The organism is Sulfitobacter marinus (assembly GCF_900116285.1).
Taxonomy (GTDB): Bacteria; Pseudomonadota; Alphaproteobacteria; order Rhodobacterales; family Rhodobacteraceae; genus Sulfitobacter; species Sulfitobacter marinus.
In genome coordinates, this window is record NZ_FPAJ01000003.1 from 86452 (window position 1) to 103307 (window position 16856).

A 16856-nucleotide genomic window follows, 5' to 3' on the forward strand; every position below is an offset into this window, starting at 1 on the left:
ATCCTTGGCTAAGGGTTAAGCAGCGCCGGGCAGCAACACGTTGCGCGCCCCTTCCTCAAAGTTGTCAATTGTCTGGGGCCAGACCGTTCCGGGCCAGCGCAGTTCCATCTGACGTTTTCGGGGGCGATATACGGCAGTGTAAAGCGTCCCGAAACCGGCGTTAAAGGCATGCGAATACAAGGGCGGCTTTAGAAACGTCCCGATAAATTTCTCTTCGGGGTCACGGTGGAAACGCAGGCGTTGCAACAGATACCGTTCACGTTCAACCGTGGCGGTGAACCGCGCGTGGCTGATCCATTCAACGGTTTCTTGGTGGTTGGTTGCCACAGCGGCATTGGTAATCAACGTCTCACGATCGGGGGCCATGAACGCGGTCAAATACTTGCGCTTTCGGTCCAGCACAGTGACGTTATAGCTCATGTGGGTAGGCACGCGCGCCAGTACCTCGCCCGCCTGTTCCGTGGTTTCGCAGATTTGCAAAACATAGCGCAGGATAAGCGGCACGCCAAACCCCACACCCACGACGCGCCTGCCCCCAAAGGTCAGCGAGATCGACAGGCCCGCGTCATTCACACCGTCCACCAACCCGAACAACCCGTCCGAGGTGCCCATGACTTTGCGGCCCTGCCAGCCCGTGTGCAAAACCAAGCTGTCAAAAGCGTTGATGTTGTAGTCGTAATTGCGCACCAAAACAGGTTCTCTGCCGCCCCACACGGCCTGACTACACCCCGACAGATAGGGCGGCGGGCAATAAAAGCTTAGGAACCGCGCAGCCAAATCGCCGCCGCCGGCCTGCTCGCACAGTTCCTCGTAAAGGGGGACCATCTCGGGCATGTGGGTTTTGAGCGCGCGCCTGCATTCCGCATAGGTCGGGCGCACGGATTCGCCCTCCTTTAACCACCATTTGCGGTAATGGGGCCAGTATTCGGCGAAAAGCCCGGCCCATTTAGGACCGGGCGTTTCTTCTGATATCGCACGCCAAAGCATGTGCTGGCCTCTCAGGGCTTAGAGAATTTTAAATGCCGGATCTGAAAACGCGGGACCTGCCTCTGCCACTGGCAAAGGCCGACCGTGCACCGACTGCTTGATGCCGTGAATCCACTTTTTCGCGCGCTCATTCAACTGGAATGATTTGGTCATCGACCGGCCACGGGTCACAAGGATGCCAATATCGGCCCCTTCATAGCGGTAATCACCCGGTTGAAGGATGCGCAAAAAGAACGCCTCGTTCTCGGATTCGACCGCACGGCGGTGATAATCGAAACGGTCAAACACCACGCGACCGTCTTCAAGCATCTTATAGATGCCAGTTTCCGGTGCATCGCTACAGATATCAACGCTGTCTTCGGTATGTTTGATCACCATTTGCGACCAGCCGTCGATCATCGCGGGGTCGGCCCAACGGTCGTTCAGCTCGCCGGTGTCCAGATTGAATTTCTTTTTCGAGAACTCAAGCAAGTGGAACAGGAACAGCGGTGCATCAGCATGGGCAAACGCCGCATGGTTGGTCATGGATGACGCACCAGTGATGCGCGGGTTCAATTCCCCCAACCACAGATCGCCGGTTTTCTTGTCGATCAGGAAGTCCAGCTCGAAATAACCACGATATCCTTCCTTGCGCAGCTGTTCACCAAACTTGAAAGTCAGTTCCCGCGCCCGTTGGCGCACCTTGGGCGGGAAGGCGGTGGAAAGAATTTCGTTACCACACCAGCCACCGCGATAGGGTGTCAGATCTTTGAAACCGACCAGCTCGGTCATTAACGGACCAACGATTGTACCTTCTTTGGTGGCACAAGCCTCAATCGCCGAACCGCGGCAATCGATGCGCTTCATGATCTTGATCTCGCCTTCGCCGACAATCTCGGACTCGTGGCGACGGAAGTCAGCCTCGGACTTGATAAAGAACGTGGTGTGCCCGCTGTCGCCAAAAGCCGATTGCAGCACCAGATCATGGCCGATCCCCGCCTTTTCGCAGGTCTTGCGCAGACCTTCATAGCTTTTGACCTCGGCCAGCACGTTCGGCACCGATGGCACGCCGGCTTTGTTGCCGATACGGACGGTTTCGATCTTGTTGTCCATCTTGGTGCGAAGTTTGGCCTTAGGGAACCAGACATCGGCGCCTAGCTCTTTGGATAGACGTTCGGTTTCCTCATCGAACATCAGGAACACAAACTTGGGCTTGCCGCCGCGGCGTTTGATGAAATCAATCACCTCTTTGTGCTGCAACAGATAGTTGTTGATGTCTTCGATGCTTTGGAATTCGGCATGCGGTTGTTCGGACGGGCAGAACACATTTGGGTGTTTGCCGCCGTAACAGTCGATGTAGCAGATATATTTGAAATTCTTCACCCATTCATCGAGGCCCAACAGGTTAAAGTTGGTGGCCGAAATGAAATAGATCGGGTCTTCGTTGCGGTGAAAGAACCGGCGAATTTCCGAGATATTCTTGAGAACAGTCGTGGACATAGGATTGGTTCCTTTTCTTATTCAGGTGAAGACGAGAGGTTTTTTTTGCGCACACGTTTCAGCGCGGCATCGGTAAAGACACGCAGCCCAAGATCGGGGCGGTAGCCGTGGATTTCGCTGACATCCAGGGCGCGCATAAAGGACAGGATTTCCTGGCTGACGACCTGCCCCGGCACAAGGATCGGAAAGCCGGGCGGATAGGGGATGATAAAGCTGGCCGATACCACCGTTTCACCCGCATCCATCGCCTCGCGTAGGGTGCCGTTAAGGTCCAGATAATCGGTGTTCTTTTCATCATAAGCGAGGAAGAACGCGGTGCGAATATCCCCTTCCGCCGTTACGTCATCGGCGCGGAAGGCATCGTGAAAACGGCTGAAGTCCGGCAGCGGCGGATAGTTTTCCATCAGGTTCGACACGCGATTATCAAACGACCGGCGTTCCATCTTGCTGGCGTCGTCCAGCAGATCATCCAGCGATTTGGCTATCTCGACCAACACCTCGATCAGATAGGCAACGCTGGACCGGGTCGTGCCGATATTGGTCATGAACAACACGGTGTTGCGCGATGTTTTATTGATCTGGATGCCGTATTTATCCATCAGGATATCAGTCTTGAACGTGTCACCGTCCCAGCCCGTACCGCCCACCAACAGGGTCACGCGGCTGGCGTCGAGAACGAACTGGTCTTTCTCCCAGCAGTCCCACATATCTGTCCAGCCCTGTTCCTGATCATAATAGCTGGTGACGCCGCTTTCACGATATTCCTCGGGGATCATGTCGCCTGCGGTCAGCACCTTAAAGTATTTCGACAACAGTGGATGGTCGGCAATGGCACGGCGCATCGACAGGGCTGCCTCGATCTGGCGTTGGACGAACTCGAACCCTTCAAGTTCCACCTGCCGTCGCCCCACATCCAATGACGCAATGATCTGATAGTTCGGCGAGGTGGATGTGTGGGTCATGTAAGCTTCGTGGAAGGACTGTTCCACCTCGCCCTTAAAGTCCTGGTCGTTGACGTGCAGCATCGACCCCTGACGCAAAGACGTCAGCGTTTTATGGGTCGATTGCGTGGTATAGACCCTGACCCGCGATGTGGGCGGCGGGATCAGACGTGTGTTCAGCAGCGTTTCGTCATCCGCATCTTTCAGCGTGGCTTGCTGCGCCTCGTAGGCTTCGGCATGTTTGGCCGTTTTTAGTTTGTCGCGCAGGGTATTGGCCGCGTTCATGCCGGTGCGCTGGCGATATGTCGGGTTGAAGCGGGCAAAGGCAAACCATGCTTCGTCCCACAGGAAAACCAGATCCGGTTTGATCGCCAGACATTCCTCCATGACGCGTTCGACGTTATAAACCAGCCCGTCAAAGGTACAGTTGGTCAGCAACAACATCCGCACCTGATCCAGCTTGCCCGCCGCCTTGAGCGTCAGCAACTGATGCTTGATTTCGCGCAGGGGCACCGCACCGTACATGGAATATTCGTTCAACGGATAGCTATCCAGATAGCAGACCTGCGCGCCCGCCAGCACCATGCCGTAGTGGTGTGATTTGTGGCAATCGCGGTCGACCAGCACAATGTCACCGGGACGCACCAGTGCCTGAACAACGATCTTGTTGCAGGTTGATGTGCCATTGGTGGCAAAGAACGTTTGCTTGGACCCGAATGCCCGCGACGCCAGTTCTTGTGCTTCTTTGATCGGGCCGTGGGGCTCCAGCAAACTGTCCAGACCACCCGACGTGGCAGAGGTTTCCGCAAGGAAGATGTTCGGTCCGTAGAACGCGCCCATATCCTGAATCCAGTGCGACCGCGTGATTGATTTACCGCGGCTGATCGGCATTGCGTGGAAAACGCCGGTCGGCTGTTTGGAATATTCGACAAGCGCCGTGAAAAACGGTGATTTATTGCGGGCCTGAACACCGCGCAGAATGTTCAGGTGCAACTCCATAAAGTCTTCTTGGTTATAGAAAACCCGACGGCAAATGCCCAAATCCATACCCGCGATGTCTTCGACCGACCGTTCGGTAACCAAATAAGCATCCAACTCCGGCCGCACCTTGGCGATCATCCGGCACAGCTCGGGGCCATAATTTTCAGGTTGGAGTTTTTCGATCTCTTCCTGACCGCCCGCGCGCGCCAGATAGCGGTCCAAGATCTGCTTATCCATGTTGGATTTCAACGTCAGGCCAGGGCGTACAACGATGGCTTGGATATTGTGGTTGAACAGCACCGCAATCAGCGCGTCTTCGATGGATTTCACAACCACCGCCTCGTAGTGAAACGGGTCTTCGGGGCGGCGCATGCGGCTGACATTTGATTTCAGCCAGCGTTCCTGCTGTTCGCTCACATCGTCAACAATCAACACCTCGAAATAGGGCTTTGTCAGCGCCCGCGCTTCGGGGGATAGCATTGCCTCGTCGTCATGTTCTTCGTTGTCGATGCTATCACGCTCAAGGGGGATGGACCGGCGGCGATAGGCCCCGGTGGTCAAGCCACGGGCAATGCGGTTCACAGCAAATGCGAGATCTTCAAAGTTGTTGTGGTTCAGCATCCGTTGCAAATGTTCGAACGCGGGCATGCCGGGGAACGCCCAATAGGGTTCGATCAGCGCAAGCGAATCTAGCAGCTCTTGGCAGGTGGCCCGCAGTTTTTCGACCTCTGCGGCGGTCGCCTTGCGGGTCAGAGACGCCGCCGCCGCGCGAAACGCGCTCCACCTGTCGGACCGCAACTGAATGGCCGAAGAATAGCTGTTCATAGAATGCATCAATCGTACTCCGGTTAGGGCGTCCGTTTCTGCATTCCAGAGCCCGGCCCAACTTGGGCCGAGACAGAACGCAAAAGCTTAGCCGCTGTGTGTTGGCCCGCTTCCGCCGGATGCGCCGGTTTTCACAGGTGAAACAGGTGGTGATGCTGCGGCAGGAGCCGCAGGTGGATGTCCCTCAGCTGTTGCTGTTCCAGCAGTCGGGTTTGGTAATGGTTCATGGACAAAGCTTGGTGTTGCCTCTTGCCCCTTAAAAATTGGCGCGTCCGGCACACGTTGGGCAGGCACATCAACATGCAGACCCGCGCGCGAGCCTTGCTGCGGCACCTCAAGCGGGCCAAGAGTGTTCAAATAGGCGTCTGTCCCACTATTGCGGTCATAGACCGAGAAATCGGTCGACCGGTCGCGGAAAGATTTCAGAACCTGACCCAAACCCTTCATGCCGGTTTCGCGCTGACGGCGTACCATCGACAGGTCAACTTCGATCGGGAACATGTCCTCTTGGCCGGCCGATTGGTGCAGCACCATTGATGTCGGATCAACAACCAGTGATTTACCCACACCGCCTGCGCCAAGGCCGTTTACAGCAAAGACATAGCATTGGAACTGCGCCGCCGTTGCGCGCGCGATAGCAAGCTCGGCGTCGCGGTCTGTTGTGCCGGTCAACACGGGGTTCAGCAGGATTTCAACGCCCTGACTGGTCAGTTGCCGCGTGGTTTCGGGGAACCAGATATCATAGCAGATCGACAGGCCAAAACGGCCCACTTCCGGCACGTCAAAAACACAGAACTCAGTGCCTGCCGCGATGCCGGATTCGTAAGGCCGGAACGGGAACATCTTGGCATAACGGCGAATGATCTCGCCCTCGGGGTTGATCACCACGGCCGTGTTGTAAACGCGGCCATCCTCGGGGTTTTTCAGAAACATCGATCCGGGGATCAGCCAGACGCGATGCTTCCGCGCGGCGGCTTGAAACTTCTCTAGTGTTTCGTTTTCCGGCGGCAGGGCAAAGCGGTCCAATGGGCCAAAGGGGGCCAGTTCGGAAAACAGAACCATCTGTGTCCAAGGGAAACGCGCCATCAGAATATCCAGCCGGTGGATCATGCCATCGACATTGGATTCCAGGGCGTTGACGTACATTTGCACGCCCGCAATCGCGAAAGGTGTCATAAGAACTTACTCCGTCCAATGGGGCGTTTTTGGCGGGACATATTCCCGCCAAAAGCCCAAGTTGGACAGTCCTTACTCCGTCTGTTCAGGATACTAAACAGCAGATGTGGTGGCTCCTTAAGCGCTCTGTGCATGGCTTGTATGTTTATCACGCACATTGCTGTATTGCTTACCCCGTGACAGTCTGACGAGCAGCGCGCGAACTGCGGCCTCTTTGCAGCACCACGACCAGCGCAAGCAGCAAAAGCGCGGGGATAAACATCCAGTATTTGCTGGGCACGGACACCGGCTTGAGAACGCGCAGCACCTCTTGATCCCAGTCCAGACCGGCAGCAGCCGCAGAAGAATCGTACAGCACATCATCGATGATCATCTTGTCGCCATCCATGCGCGTCACGATACCCGCTGCTTCCAACTTTTCCTCACCTGTGGTGCCTTCGCCCATCGGCAGCAGCGCCACGAATTCAATCGGATCACCCAGATCACCAACGCCAGATACCCGCAGGCGCAAGTTCTCGCCAATTGGTGTATCGGCTGCGGCTTGCACGATTTCGGCTGGTGCTTCCTCAAGATACGGTGGAAACACCATATCCATCCAGAAACCGGGCCGGAACAGCGTGAACGCGATCAGCAGCAAGGCAATGGTTTCGTAGAAACGGTTTCTGGCCAAGAACCACCCTTGGGTTGCGGCCGCGAAAAGCAGCATCGCAAAGGTCGCGACAATGAAGACGAATATGCCCTGAACCATCGTCACGTTGATCAGCAACAATTCGGTGTTGAAGATAAACAGGAACGGCAAGGCAGCGGTGCGTAAGCTGTAAAAGAACGCAACCACACCGGTTTTGATCGGATCACCACCAGATACAGCAGCAGCTGCAAAGCTGGCCAAACCCACCGGCGGTGTCACATCGGCCATGATGCCAAAGTAGAACACGAACAGGTGCACAGCGATCAGCGGCACGATCAACCCGTTTTGCTGGCCCAAGGTCACGATGACAGGGGCAAGCAGCGCGGACACAACGATATAGTTCGCCGTGGTCGGTAGACCCATGCCAAGGATCAGCGACAGGATCGCCGTCAGGAACAGAATGGCAAGGATATTACCGCCCGACAGAACCTCGACCACATCGGCCAAAGCTGAACCAACACCGGTTTGGCTGACAACGCCCACGATGATACCCGCAGTCGCCGTGGCAATGCCGATACCGATCATGTTGCGCGCACCGACGACTAAGCCGTCGATCAGGTCTTTGACACCTTCAACCACGTCATTGGCGAATTGGCTTTCGCCGCGGAAAATCGCCATCAGCGGACGCTGGGTGACCAGGATGAACACCATATAGGTGGTCGCCCAGAACGCCGACAGGCCAGGGGACAGACGATCAACCATAAGAGCCCAAACCAGCACAACGATTGGCAGGATAAAGTGCAAGCCAGACCGCACCGTTGGACCGGGCATGGGCAGACGTGTGACAGGCTCGTTCGGATCGTCCAGCTTCAGCGGCTCTTCCTTGGAGCCGATATACAGCAGCGCCGCATACACAGCCGTCAGCACACCAAAGATGATATAACCCGCACTGTTCGGGAACGCAGGGCGCAACCAGCCCATGCCATAGTAAACCGCAAAGCTCAGCGCGCAGATCGCCGCGACGATAAAGGCAGTGACCAGCAGACGCTGCACAATCGGCTTGGGCGTATAGGGGCGTTCAAGCCCGACCATGCCGGCCTTTAGCGCCTCAAGATGCACGATATACACCAAGGCGATGTAGGAAATCACCGCGGGCAGGAACGCATGTGTCACCACGTCGAAATAGGGGATACCCACATATTCGACCATCAAGAACGCCGCAGCGCCCATAACGGGCGGCATGATCTGGCCGTTCACGGACGAGGCAACCTCGACCGCGCCCGCCTTTTCAGAGCTGAACCCGACCTTTTTCATCAACGGGATGGTGAATGTACCCGTGGTCACAACATTCGCGATGGAAGAACCCGAGATCAGGCCCGTCATCGCAGAGGACACAACAGCCGCCTTCGCCGGCCCGCCCTTCATGTGGCCCATCATGCTGAATGCCACTTGGATAAAGTAGTTGCCCGCACCGGCCTTATCCAGCAGCGCGCCGAACAGAACGAACAGGAAAACAAATGACGTCGAAACACCAAGCGCGATGCCGAACACACCTTCGGTGGTGATCCACTGGTGGTTCACGATCTCGGACAGGCTGTTGCCCTTGTGCGCGATGATGTCAGGCATCACCGGACCAAGCACGTTGTAGACCAAGAACACCGAGGCCACGATCATCAAAGCCGGGCCAAGCGCGCGGCGCGTTGCCTCAAGCAGGATCATGATGCCGATCACGAAGACCACGGTGTCTTGCATGTTGGGCGCGCCAACACGGCTTGAAATCTCGCGGTAGTAGACAAACAGATACAGCGCCGCTGCGGCACCGACGATGGCCAAGATCCATTCCCAAACCGGCACGCGGTCTTTGGGGGAACCCAGCAGAACAGTGGCGACAACACCCAGGGCAACAAGCGGAATCCACCATGTCGGCGTGCCGTCTTTCGCCGCCACCATAAACAGATAGGCCAGTACAATCGGGACAATCAGGCCAAGGCCCAGTTGCACTTTGGTACGTGCCGCAGGGAATGCGGTGATGCCAAGGAACAATGCAAAAGCAAGGTGGATAGAGCGGGTTTCGGTATCGTTAAACACACCCCAACCCACAATAAACGGAATGGGTGACGCGATCCACAGCTGGAACAGCGACCATGCAAGCGCGATCATCGCAAGGAAAAAGCCAACGCCCCCGGTCGCAGAACGTCCGCCAGTGTCCGAAGACGCGACCAGTTCGTCCAGTTCCGCCTGACTTAACCCCGCACGCCCTGCGGCTTCGGCTTCGACGGCAGCAGCTTGCTGTTGATCATTGTTTGACATGTTTAGTCCCCCTGGTGGCCCCATCTTAGGACGAGTGCCGCTTTTTTGGTATCTGGTGGGCCTTTGGGCCCATAGAAAGCGGGGCGTACCCGCTTTCTACGTTCGCTTGGGTCAGATCATTCGATCCAACCGCGCTCTTTGTAGTACTTCGCCGCACCATCATGCAGAGGTGCAGACAAACCGCCAGAGATCATCTCTTCTTCTTTGAGGTTCGCAAAGGCCGGGTGCAGCTTTTTGAAACGGTCAAAGTTGTCGAACACAGCTCTTACGACTTCGTAGACCACGGCATCGTCAACATCCGAAGATGTCACGAATGTCGCCTTCACACCGAATGTTTTCACATCGCTGTCTGTGCCTTTGTACATGCCACCGGGAATGGTCGCATAAGCATAGAACGGGTTGTCCGCGACCAGTTTGTCGATGGCTTCGCCTTCAACCGGAACCAGCTTGGCGTCCACTGTGGAAACCGCTTCTTGGATCGACCCGTTCGGGTGGCCCACGGTATAGATGATCGCATCAACCTTGTTGTCGCCCAATGCGGCGGCTTGTTCGGCTGGCTTCAGCTCGGACGCGAGCGAGAAATCATCCATTGACCAGCCTTTGGCGTCCAGAACGACTTCCATAGTGGCCAGCTGACCGGAACCGGGGTTGCCCACGTTCACGCGCTTGCCCTTAAGATCATCAAAGCTGTCGATGCCCGCGTCGGCCCGTGCAATCACGGTGAACGGTTCGGAGTGTACAGAGAATACCGCACGCTCTTTGTCGAACTTCTCGCCCTCAAACTTTGAGGAGCCGTTATAGGCGTGGAACTGCCAGTCGGACTGGGCAACGCCCATATCCATATCACCCGCCTTGATGGCGTTGATGTTGGCGATGGAACCACCTGTCGAAGGTGCCGTACATTTTAGGCCGGTTTTGGCGCTGTCACGGTTGACCAAACGGCAGATCGATTGACCCACAACAAAGTAAACGCCGGTTTGGCCACCGGTGCCGATGGTGATGAATTTTTCCTGTGCTGTCGCTGCTGTGCCCGCGACAAGCGCAGAAGCAATAGCGATGGACTTGAAAATTGTCATTTTGATAGTCTCCCAACTTTTCCCAGACCCCCCGTCATTCAGCGCGGGGTTTCATAGATACCTGAAATGAGCGCAGATATTTTCGAGTAAAACAAGCCAATTTATTGCAGTCTAGAGGTTGAATACACGCCATAAACACCGGTTTCAGCGTCCGCGACCCTGACCGCACCCCTGCATCCTATTGGTGTATCCGCGTTGGATTTAATGCTCGCCAGTCACTTGTGCTAGTGTGGAACCAATACAACCATTTGTTTTAAAATGATTTTGACTGAAAAATCGGTGACGATAGTTACAAACACAAATGCAGTGTTGAGAAAATCAAACGACTTCATTTTTATTCGCATCGGATAAATTGTGGCACCCTCGTGAAAACCCAAGTATTTATGCTATAGGCTATGTCAGCCTCGAAAAACTGCCTAAAATGGGCGCACCCGCAGGAGAATGCATGAAAAGAATCCCGTCCCTCGCCCGTTTTGGAACGTTTGCGGGGGTGCTGTTTTTGGCCCTGCTTTCCCTCGTCTTTCTGGTGACTTGGTCGATCTGGTTCATCATACCGCTCGCGCTTTTCGGGGTGCTGTCACTGATGGGCATCTATGATGTTTTTCAGGAAAAGCACTCGATCCTGCGCAACTATCCCGTAATGGGCCATATGCGGTTCTTTTTCGAAGGAATACGCCCGGAAATCCGTCAGTATCTAATCGAATCCGATCAGGACGAAGAACCCTTTAGCCGTGATGACCGGTCTTTGGTCTATCAGCGCGCCAAAGGCCAAGAGGACGCACGGCCCTTTGGCACGCGGATGCGGGTTTACGATGCCGGTTATTCATGGGTCACCCATTCTGTGCAACCCGTTCACATCACCGACAGCGATTTTCGCGTGCGCATCGGCAATGACGCGTGCAAGCAACCCTACGACGCGTCGATCTACAATATTTCCGCGATGAGCTTTGGCTCCCTTTCCGCCAATGCCATCAGTGCGTTGAACAAAGGGGCCAAGATGGGCGGCTTTGCCCATGACACCGGCGAAGGTGGCGTCAGCCGCTATCATAGGGACGGCGGGGGAGATCTCATCTACGAGGTCGGGTCGGGCTATTTTGGGTGCCGCACAGAGGATGGTCAGTTTGATCCGCAAAAATTTCAGGACCAAGCCAGCAGTAACCAGATTAAGATGATCGAACTGAAGCTGAGCCAAGGCGCCAAGCCTGGACACGGCGGCATGCTGCCCGCCTCAAAGATCAGCGCCGAAATTGCCGAAGCGCGCGATATTCCCATGGGTCAGGATTGCGTGTCACCGGCCGCGCATTCGGCCTTTAACACCCCTATCGAGATGATGGAGTTCTTGGGTCAACTGCGCGAGCTATCAGGCGGCAAGCCCGTAGGGTTCAAGCTGTGCATCGGGCACCAACGTGAATTCATGTGTATGGTCAAGGCGATGCTGGAAACCGGGGTCGTACCAGACTTTATCGTCGTCGACGGCACCGAAGGCGGCACAGGTGCCGCGCCGCTTGAGTTTGCCAACCATATCGGCATGCCGATGATCGAAGGCCTTACCTTTGTGCACAACACCCTGCGGGGCGCAGGCATACGTGATCAGGTCAAGTTGGGTGCCGCCGGCAAAGTCGTATCCGCCTTTGACATTGCGCGATGTCTGGCACTGGGCGCGGACTGGTGCAATTCGGCGCGCGGGTTCATGTTTGCGGTTGGCTGTATTCAGGCGCAGGCATGCCACACCAATCACTGCCCCGTCGGCGTCGCGACCCAAGATCCAACCCGGCAACGTGCGCTGGATGTCGGCCACAAAAGCCAACGCGTCGCACGATTTCACCGCAATACACTGAAAGCCCTTGCTGAAATGACCGGCGCTGCCGGGCTTGATAATCCCAGTGAATTCCTGCCCCGCCATTTGATGCTACGTCAGGGCGATAACAGCATGGTGCAGGGGGACGAGGTCTATGGCTACCTGCCCGAAGGGTATCTGCTGGATGACAAGGCACCGGATTTCAGGGGCAACAAAACACGTTGGGACCGCGCACAGGCCTCTAGTTTCGCGCCCTTCGATTGATGCAGGCTGCGGAATTTTTCAAAAATTCCGGCCCGTTTTCTTTGAAAGAAAACGCCGCCCAAACACAAAAGGCGCGCAGGTTTCCCCGCGCGCCTTTTTCAATTTGATAGGTCTGGGGCTTATTCAGCCATCGCCGCCTGAACAGCCGCTTCGAAAATGTTCAGGCCTTCTTCTACGATTTCGTCCGATGCGGTCAGCGGCACCATCACGCGGATCGCGTTGCCATGCATCCCGCAGCTTAGCAGCAGCAAGCCGCGCTTAAGGGCATGAGCGATAACACGTTTGGTGAAATCACCATCCGGTGTCGCTGTGTCAAAATCTGTTACGAATTCAACCGCGATCATCGCGCCCAAACCGCGAATGTCCCACATCCGGAAGGGTGCCGAACGTGCGCCGATCTCGGCAAAGCGTGCCTTGATATGTTCACCCATGGAGGTGGAACGCGCCAGCAGGCCTTCTTCCTCGATGGCGGCGATGGCGGCCAAGGACGCAGCGCAAGCAACAGGGTTACCGCCATACGTGCCACCCAAACCGCCCGGTGCCATGGCATCCATCACGTCCGCGCGACCAATCACACCAGCCAACGGATATCCGCCCGCCATGGATTTCGCGACCGTGATCAGGTCTGGCACAACGCCGGAATGTTCAATCGCAAACCATGTTCCTGTGCGACCAAAACCGGCCTGCACTTCATCCGCGATTAGCAAAATACCGTGTTCGTCGCAGATGTCGCGCAGCTGCTGCATCATGTCGAAGGGAACGGGCGTATAACCACCTTCGCCCAGAACCGGTTCGATGATGATCGCAGCGACGCGTTCGGGCTGCGCATCTGTCAGGAACAGGTTCTTCAGGCCGGTAATTGCGTCCTGAACGGTGATGCCATCACGCTGCGACGGGAAAGGCGCGCGGAAGATGTCGGATGGGAAGGGGCCCACGTCTTTTTTGTAGGGGGACACCTTGCCGGTCATGCCCAGCGTCAGCAATGTGCGGCCGTGGTACCCGCCGGTAAAGGCGATCACACCCGGACGACCGGTTGCGGCGCGCGCGATTTTAACCGCGTTTTCAACAGCTTCTGCACCTGTAGTGACCAACAGCGTCTTTTTAGGGTGATCTCCGGGGGCCAGCGCGTTCAGCTTCTCGGCCAGCTCGATATAGGGGCCATAAGGCACAACCTGAAAGCTGGTGTGCGTATAGTGGTCTTCCTGCGCTTTCGCGGCCGCAACCACTTTCGCGTGGCGATGGCCCGTGTTCAGCACACCAATGCCGCCCACAAAATCAATGTAGCGATTGCCATCAACATCCCACAGCTCGGCGTTTTCCGCGTATTTGGCATAGATCGGTGCCGCAGATGCAACACCACGCGGCACCGCCTGCTCGCGGCGGGCGATCAGCTGTGCATTGGTGTCGATCGATACCTTCGTTTCCAGCATATCTGGAACCACCGTGCTTTTGGTCGATTTCTTTGCCGCGGCTTTGCGAGGCTTCTTTTTGACTGTGCTGGACATATTAAATTCCTTCTTTCGACGCGGGGGATACGTTTAAAATCCTATTATTGCGTTTAATTTAATTGTCAATCATGTTTCAATTCAAACAATAGCCTATCTCAAAGCCGCGCCAAAATTTGCCTGTGATCGCGCGGAGATACAGGCTAGAGATCAAAAAAGAAAATTCAGGGGCCAGACGTGAACATAGGTCAAAGGCTAAGAACGATTCGAGAAGAACGTGGGCTTTCACAGCGAGAACTTGCCGCTTTGGCAGGGCTCACAAACGGCACGATTTCACTGATCGAGAAGAACAAAACCAGCCCGTCGGTTGCGTCGCTGAAAAGCTTGCTGGATGCGATCCCGATCAGCATGGCCGAGTTCTTTGCCACCTTGGAAGATCAAGAAAGCCCCAAGGTTTTCTACCGCAAGCATGAATTTACCGAAGTGTCCCCGTCGAGCGAAGAGCAGGTTTCCCTGCGCCAGCTTGGCAACGCAGAACAGCACACCCTGCAAGTTTTGTATGAGACATATCAGCCCGGCGCGGATACCGGACCTGAATGGATCGTTCACGAGGGCGAAGAAGCAGGGATCGTCATTTCCGGGGAAGTCGAAGTGACCGTCGACGGTATAGCCGAGGTGCTGGCAGCGGGCGACGGCTATCTATTTGACAGCCGCCTGCCGCACCGTTTCAGAAACATCGGCAACACGGTCTGCGTGGTGTTCAGCGCCTGTACGCCGCCGAGCTTCTGATTTCTGATCGCACGGGTTTCTGATCGCGCGCGGGATCACATACCGGGTAAGTTGTTTTGATCGTCATCGTCAGATTGAAAATTTGACCACCGGTTTCGTTCCTCATCATCCCGTTTGCGCGTCGTCAAAGATACAATTGCGATGGCAGCTAGTGTCAGGATCATTAGCGATCCTACGAATAGATCTATCGTCACAGCTACCTCCTTTCAAAAATGTGTTTCGCTTTTCGGGGGGTCAACGGCCCCAAATGCGTAATGTTCCACAGCAGCGATCACGTTTCGACGCCGTTTTCGTGAAGTCGGTAAAAGAGCAACGCTGGAATTTGGCTATATAGATGCCGCGATTGACGCCCGGCGGCCCCAAATATCCACCATTCTACCGCGCATGACGTTAAGGATTGCTGAACATGCAACCGGCCCACGCCCTGCGGATCGTTAGTAGTCGTAGACGATCTTTGATTTCAGGGGCACGGGGAATTCAACCGACAGGGTATAGCTGTTCGGTTCTTCGTTGATTTTGAACTGGCCATTCAGCTGTCGCGAGAACGCATTGATCAACCGCGATCCCAAACCAGTGCCTTTTTCAACGTCCCCGTGACCGGTAGAGTTGCTGACCGTCAGCAACGCCATTTCGGGGCCTGTGTATTTCAAGGTCACTTCAATCCGGCCTTTGTCCGCCTGGCCAACTGCGACGTATTTCAGCGCGTTTGTGACCGCTTCGGACACCAGCAATGTCAGCGGGGCCGCGTCGTCAGGGTCCAGCTGGATCGCCTCGTATTTCTGCGTAACCGTGATCCCCGAACCGCTTGGAAGCCCGACGCTCAGCAATTGATTTACGATCTCGTGCATCAAGACGCCACCATCAACGCGGGTCAGGTTATCGTTTTGGTACAGGCTTTTATGCACAGTCGCGAGGCTTAGAATGCGGTCTTGAAGGCGCTGCAAAACACGCTTTGCGTCCGGCGTGCTGGCCTGTCGGATCTGCATGTTCATAATCGACGAAATCAGCTGAAGGTTATTTTTAACCCGGTGATGTACTTCTTTCAGAAGAATGTTCTTTTGACGCAGGTTGTCTTCCAGCTTGGCCTCGTCCCGAAGGATGGATTCAGCCATGCCCACAAATGCTTCTTCCATATTCACGATTTCGGTCGGAACAACCCCGCTAAGCGTGGTGCGCGGCAAGGTTCTGTTCAACGCAAAATGGCGCATCTGGCGGCCCAGTTTGCGGATGTGTTTGATCGCCAGTCGGTTCAGCGCCCAAAATGCCACGATCAGGCTAGCGATCCACATGATCACCGGCAGCACAAGGTTCAGCCGTGTCGACGCCCCAGCCGTAAGAAGCGGGGAATTTTCGGGCCAGACGCTCATCGCGTAAACAACGCCCGGAACGATTGGTAAGATCGCATAAAGCCGGTCATCACCCTGAAGGTTCTTAGCACGGATCACACCACCCGATTGGCCAGCATACCATTTCAGCTCTTGCACAGCGGGCATTTCTTGGCTTGCCCGGTCACGATCGTTTTCAGTTGTCAGAATGTCCCCTTCGGCGTTGAAGGTCACCATCGCTGTCGGCCGCACCTCAAGGTCAAGCTCCACAGCCTCACGGAAAACACGCTCGGGGATCGACATATTCACAAAGCCCAGCAATTCACCATCGACCCTAAGTGGCACACTGACGATCAGCACCACCTCCTTGCTGATGCTGGGGCGCAGCGAAATATTCGCAGTACGCTTTTTGCTCTGCATCAGTTTTTTGTAGATAGGGTTTTCGCTCATGTCTGTGGCGATACCGTTCGACACACATTCCATCTGCCCATCAACCCTGACAAAGCTGACAAGAGTATAAAGGTTTGACGACTTTTGGTATTCACGTAAGAACGCGCTGCACGAGAAACTATCGGCCTTGATCAGGTTCACCACCGACGCCAGCGCATCCGCCCCGCCGAACGCCTCTTGGATAAGACCGCTTTCGCTTGAAGATGCCTGTTCCGTAATCGCAAGCAATGAAAGCTCGGCGTTCATGATGTTTTGCTCGGCAATCTCGCGGGTTTGCACGACCGAGATCAACCCGATCGGCAACAACGCGAGCGACAAAAACAGCAATACCCGAAAGGTAAGGCCCCGAAAAATATCAGTGCCAGGAAAGCCCGACGTCATC

At 55.6% G+C, this 16856-nt stretch carries 11 protein-coding genes; 2 read left to right on the plus strand and 9 right to left on the minus strand.

Annotated features, from left to right (window positions below):
- Nucleotides 1-15 precede the first annotated feature (15 nt).
- From BM347_RS09315 to BM347_RS09340, 6 genes are all read right to left on the minus strand, one after another.
- Complete coding sequence (locus BM347_RS09315) at nucleotides 16-987, minus strand: C45 family autoproteolytic acyltransferase/hydrolase (protein WP_093916211.1); 972 nt, start codon at nucleotides 985-987, stop codon at nucleotides 16-18.
- Between the two features lie 18 nt (nucleotides 988-1005).
- Nucleotides 1006-2466, minus strand: a complete 1461-nt coding sequence (locus tag BM347_RS09320; RefSeq protein WP_093916212.1) for a biotin carboxylase — start codon at nucleotides 2464-2466, stop codon at nucleotides 1006-1008.
- A gap of 17 nt (nucleotides 2467-2483) precedes the next feature.
- On the minus strand, nucleotides 2484-5222 hold the full coding sequence (locus BM347_RS09325) for an aminotransferase class I/II-fold pyridoxal phosphate-dependent enzyme (RefSeq protein WP_093916213.1): 2739 nt from the start codon (nucleotides 5220-5222) through the stop codon (nucleotides 2484-2486).
- Between the two features lie 78 nt (nucleotides 5223-5300).
- Nucleotides 5301-6389, minus strand: a complete 1089-nt coding sequence (locus BM347_RS09330; RefSeq protein ID WP_093916214.1) for a carbon-nitrogen hydrolase family protein — start codon at nucleotides 6387-6389, stop codon at nucleotides 5301-5303.
- 169 nt (nucleotides 6390-6558) lie between these two features.
- Entirely contained in the window at nucleotides 6559-9327 is a 2769-nt protein-coding gene (locus BM347_RS09335; RefSeq protein ID WP_093916215.1) for a TRAP transporter permease, read from the minus strand.
- A gap of 116 nt (nucleotides 9328-9443) precedes the next feature.
- Nucleotides 9444-10403: a TAXI family TRAP transporter solute-binding subunit gene (locus BM347_RS09340; RefSeq protein WP_093916216.1), complete on the minus strand. Its 960-nt coding sequence runs from the start codon at nucleotides 10401-10403 to the stop codon at nucleotides 9444-9446.
- 445 nt (nucleotides 10404-10848) lie between these two features.
- Here BM347_RS09340 and BM347_RS09345 point away from each other — a divergent pair, with 445 nt between their 5' ends.
- Nucleotides 10849-12465 carry an FMN-binding glutamate synthase family protein gene (locus tag BM347_RS09345; RefSeq protein WP_093916589.1) on the plus strand — a complete coding sequence of 539 codons (1617 nt, stop codon included), beginning with the start codon at nucleotides 10849-10851 and terminating at the stop codon, nucleotides 12463-12465.
- Between the two features lie 119 nt (nucleotides 12466-12584).
- On the opposite strand, the gene gabT is transcribed toward BM347_RS09345, so the two are convergent.
- Complete coding sequence (gene gabT, locus BM347_RS09350; protein ID WP_217644019.1) at nucleotides 12585-13970, minus strand: 4-aminobutyrate--2-oxoglutarate transaminase; 1386 nt, start codon at nucleotides 13968-13970, stop codon at nucleotides 12585-12587.
- Nucleotides 13971-14147: 177 nt separating this feature from the next.
- Between gabT and BM347_RS09355 the strand changes: the two genes are divergently transcribed.
- Nucleotides 14148-14699 carry a cupin domain-containing protein gene (locus BM347_RS09355; RefSeq protein WP_093916217.1) on the plus strand — a complete coding sequence of 184 codons (552 nt, stop codon included), beginning with the start codon at nucleotides 14148-14150 and terminating at the stop codon, nucleotides 14697-14699.
- Between the two features lie 35 nt (nucleotides 14700-14734).
- On the opposite strand, the gene BM347_RS17585 is transcribed toward BM347_RS09355, so the two are convergent.
- Together BM347_RS17585 and BM347_RS09360 are read right to left on the minus strand one after the other, a co-directional pair.
- The gene (locus BM347_RS17585; protein ID WP_175498543.1) at nucleotides 14735-14893 is read right to left on the minus strand and encodes a hypothetical protein; all 159 of its coding nucleotides are present in this window, start codon (nucleotides 14891-14893) and stop codon (nucleotides 14735-14737) included.
- A 240-nt stretch (nucleotides 14894-15133) separates the two neighbouring features.
- Nucleotides 15134-16855, minus strand: a complete 1722-nt coding sequence (locus tag BM347_RS09360) for a sensor histidine kinase (RefSeq protein ID WP_093916218.1) — start codon at nucleotides 16853-16855, stop codon at nucleotides 15134-15136.
- Nucleotide 16856: the final 1 nt, after the last annotated feature.

What these genes read in the sequence shown, in the direction of transcription:
- BM347_RS09315 (WP_093916211.1), bottom strand. Translation starts at nt 987, where the DNA reads ATGCTTTGGCGTGCGATATCAGAAGAAACGCCCGGTCCTAAATGGGCC.
- BM347_RS09320 (WP_093916212.1), bottom strand. Translation starts at nt 2,466, where the DNA reads ATGTCCACGACTGTTCTCAAGAATATCTCGGAAATTCGCCGGTTCTTT.
- BM347_RS09325 (WP_093916213.1), bottom strand. Translation starts at nt 5,222, where the DNA reads ATGCATTCTATGAACAGCTATTCTTCGGCCATTCAGTTGCGGTCCGAC.
- BM347_RS09330 (WP_093916214.1), bottom strand. Translation starts at nt 6,389, where the DNA reads ATGACACCTTTCGCGATTGCGGGCGTGCAAATGTACGTCAACGCCCTG.
- BM347_RS09335 (WP_093916215.1), bottom strand. Translation starts at nt 9,327, where the DNA reads ATGTCAAACAATGATCAACAGCAAGCTGCTGCCGTCGAAGCCGAAGCC.
- BM347_RS09340 (WP_093916216.1), bottom strand. Translation starts at nt 10,403, where the DNA reads ATGACAATTTTCAAGTCCATCGCTATTGCTTCTGCGCTTGTCGCGGGC.
- BM347_RS09345 (WP_093916589.1), top strand. Translation starts at nt 10,849, where the DNA reads ATGAAAAGAATCCCGTCCCTCGCCCGTTTTGGAACGTTTGCGGGGGTG.
- gabT (WP_217644019.1), bottom strand. Translation starts at nt 13,970, where the DNA reads ATGTCCAGCACAGTCAAAAAGAAGCCTCGCAAAGCCGCGGCAAAGAAA.
- BM347_RS09360 (WP_093916218.1), bottom strand. Translation starts at nt 16,855, where the DNA reads ATGACGTCGGGCTTTCCTGGCACTGATATTTTTCGGGGCCTTACCTTT.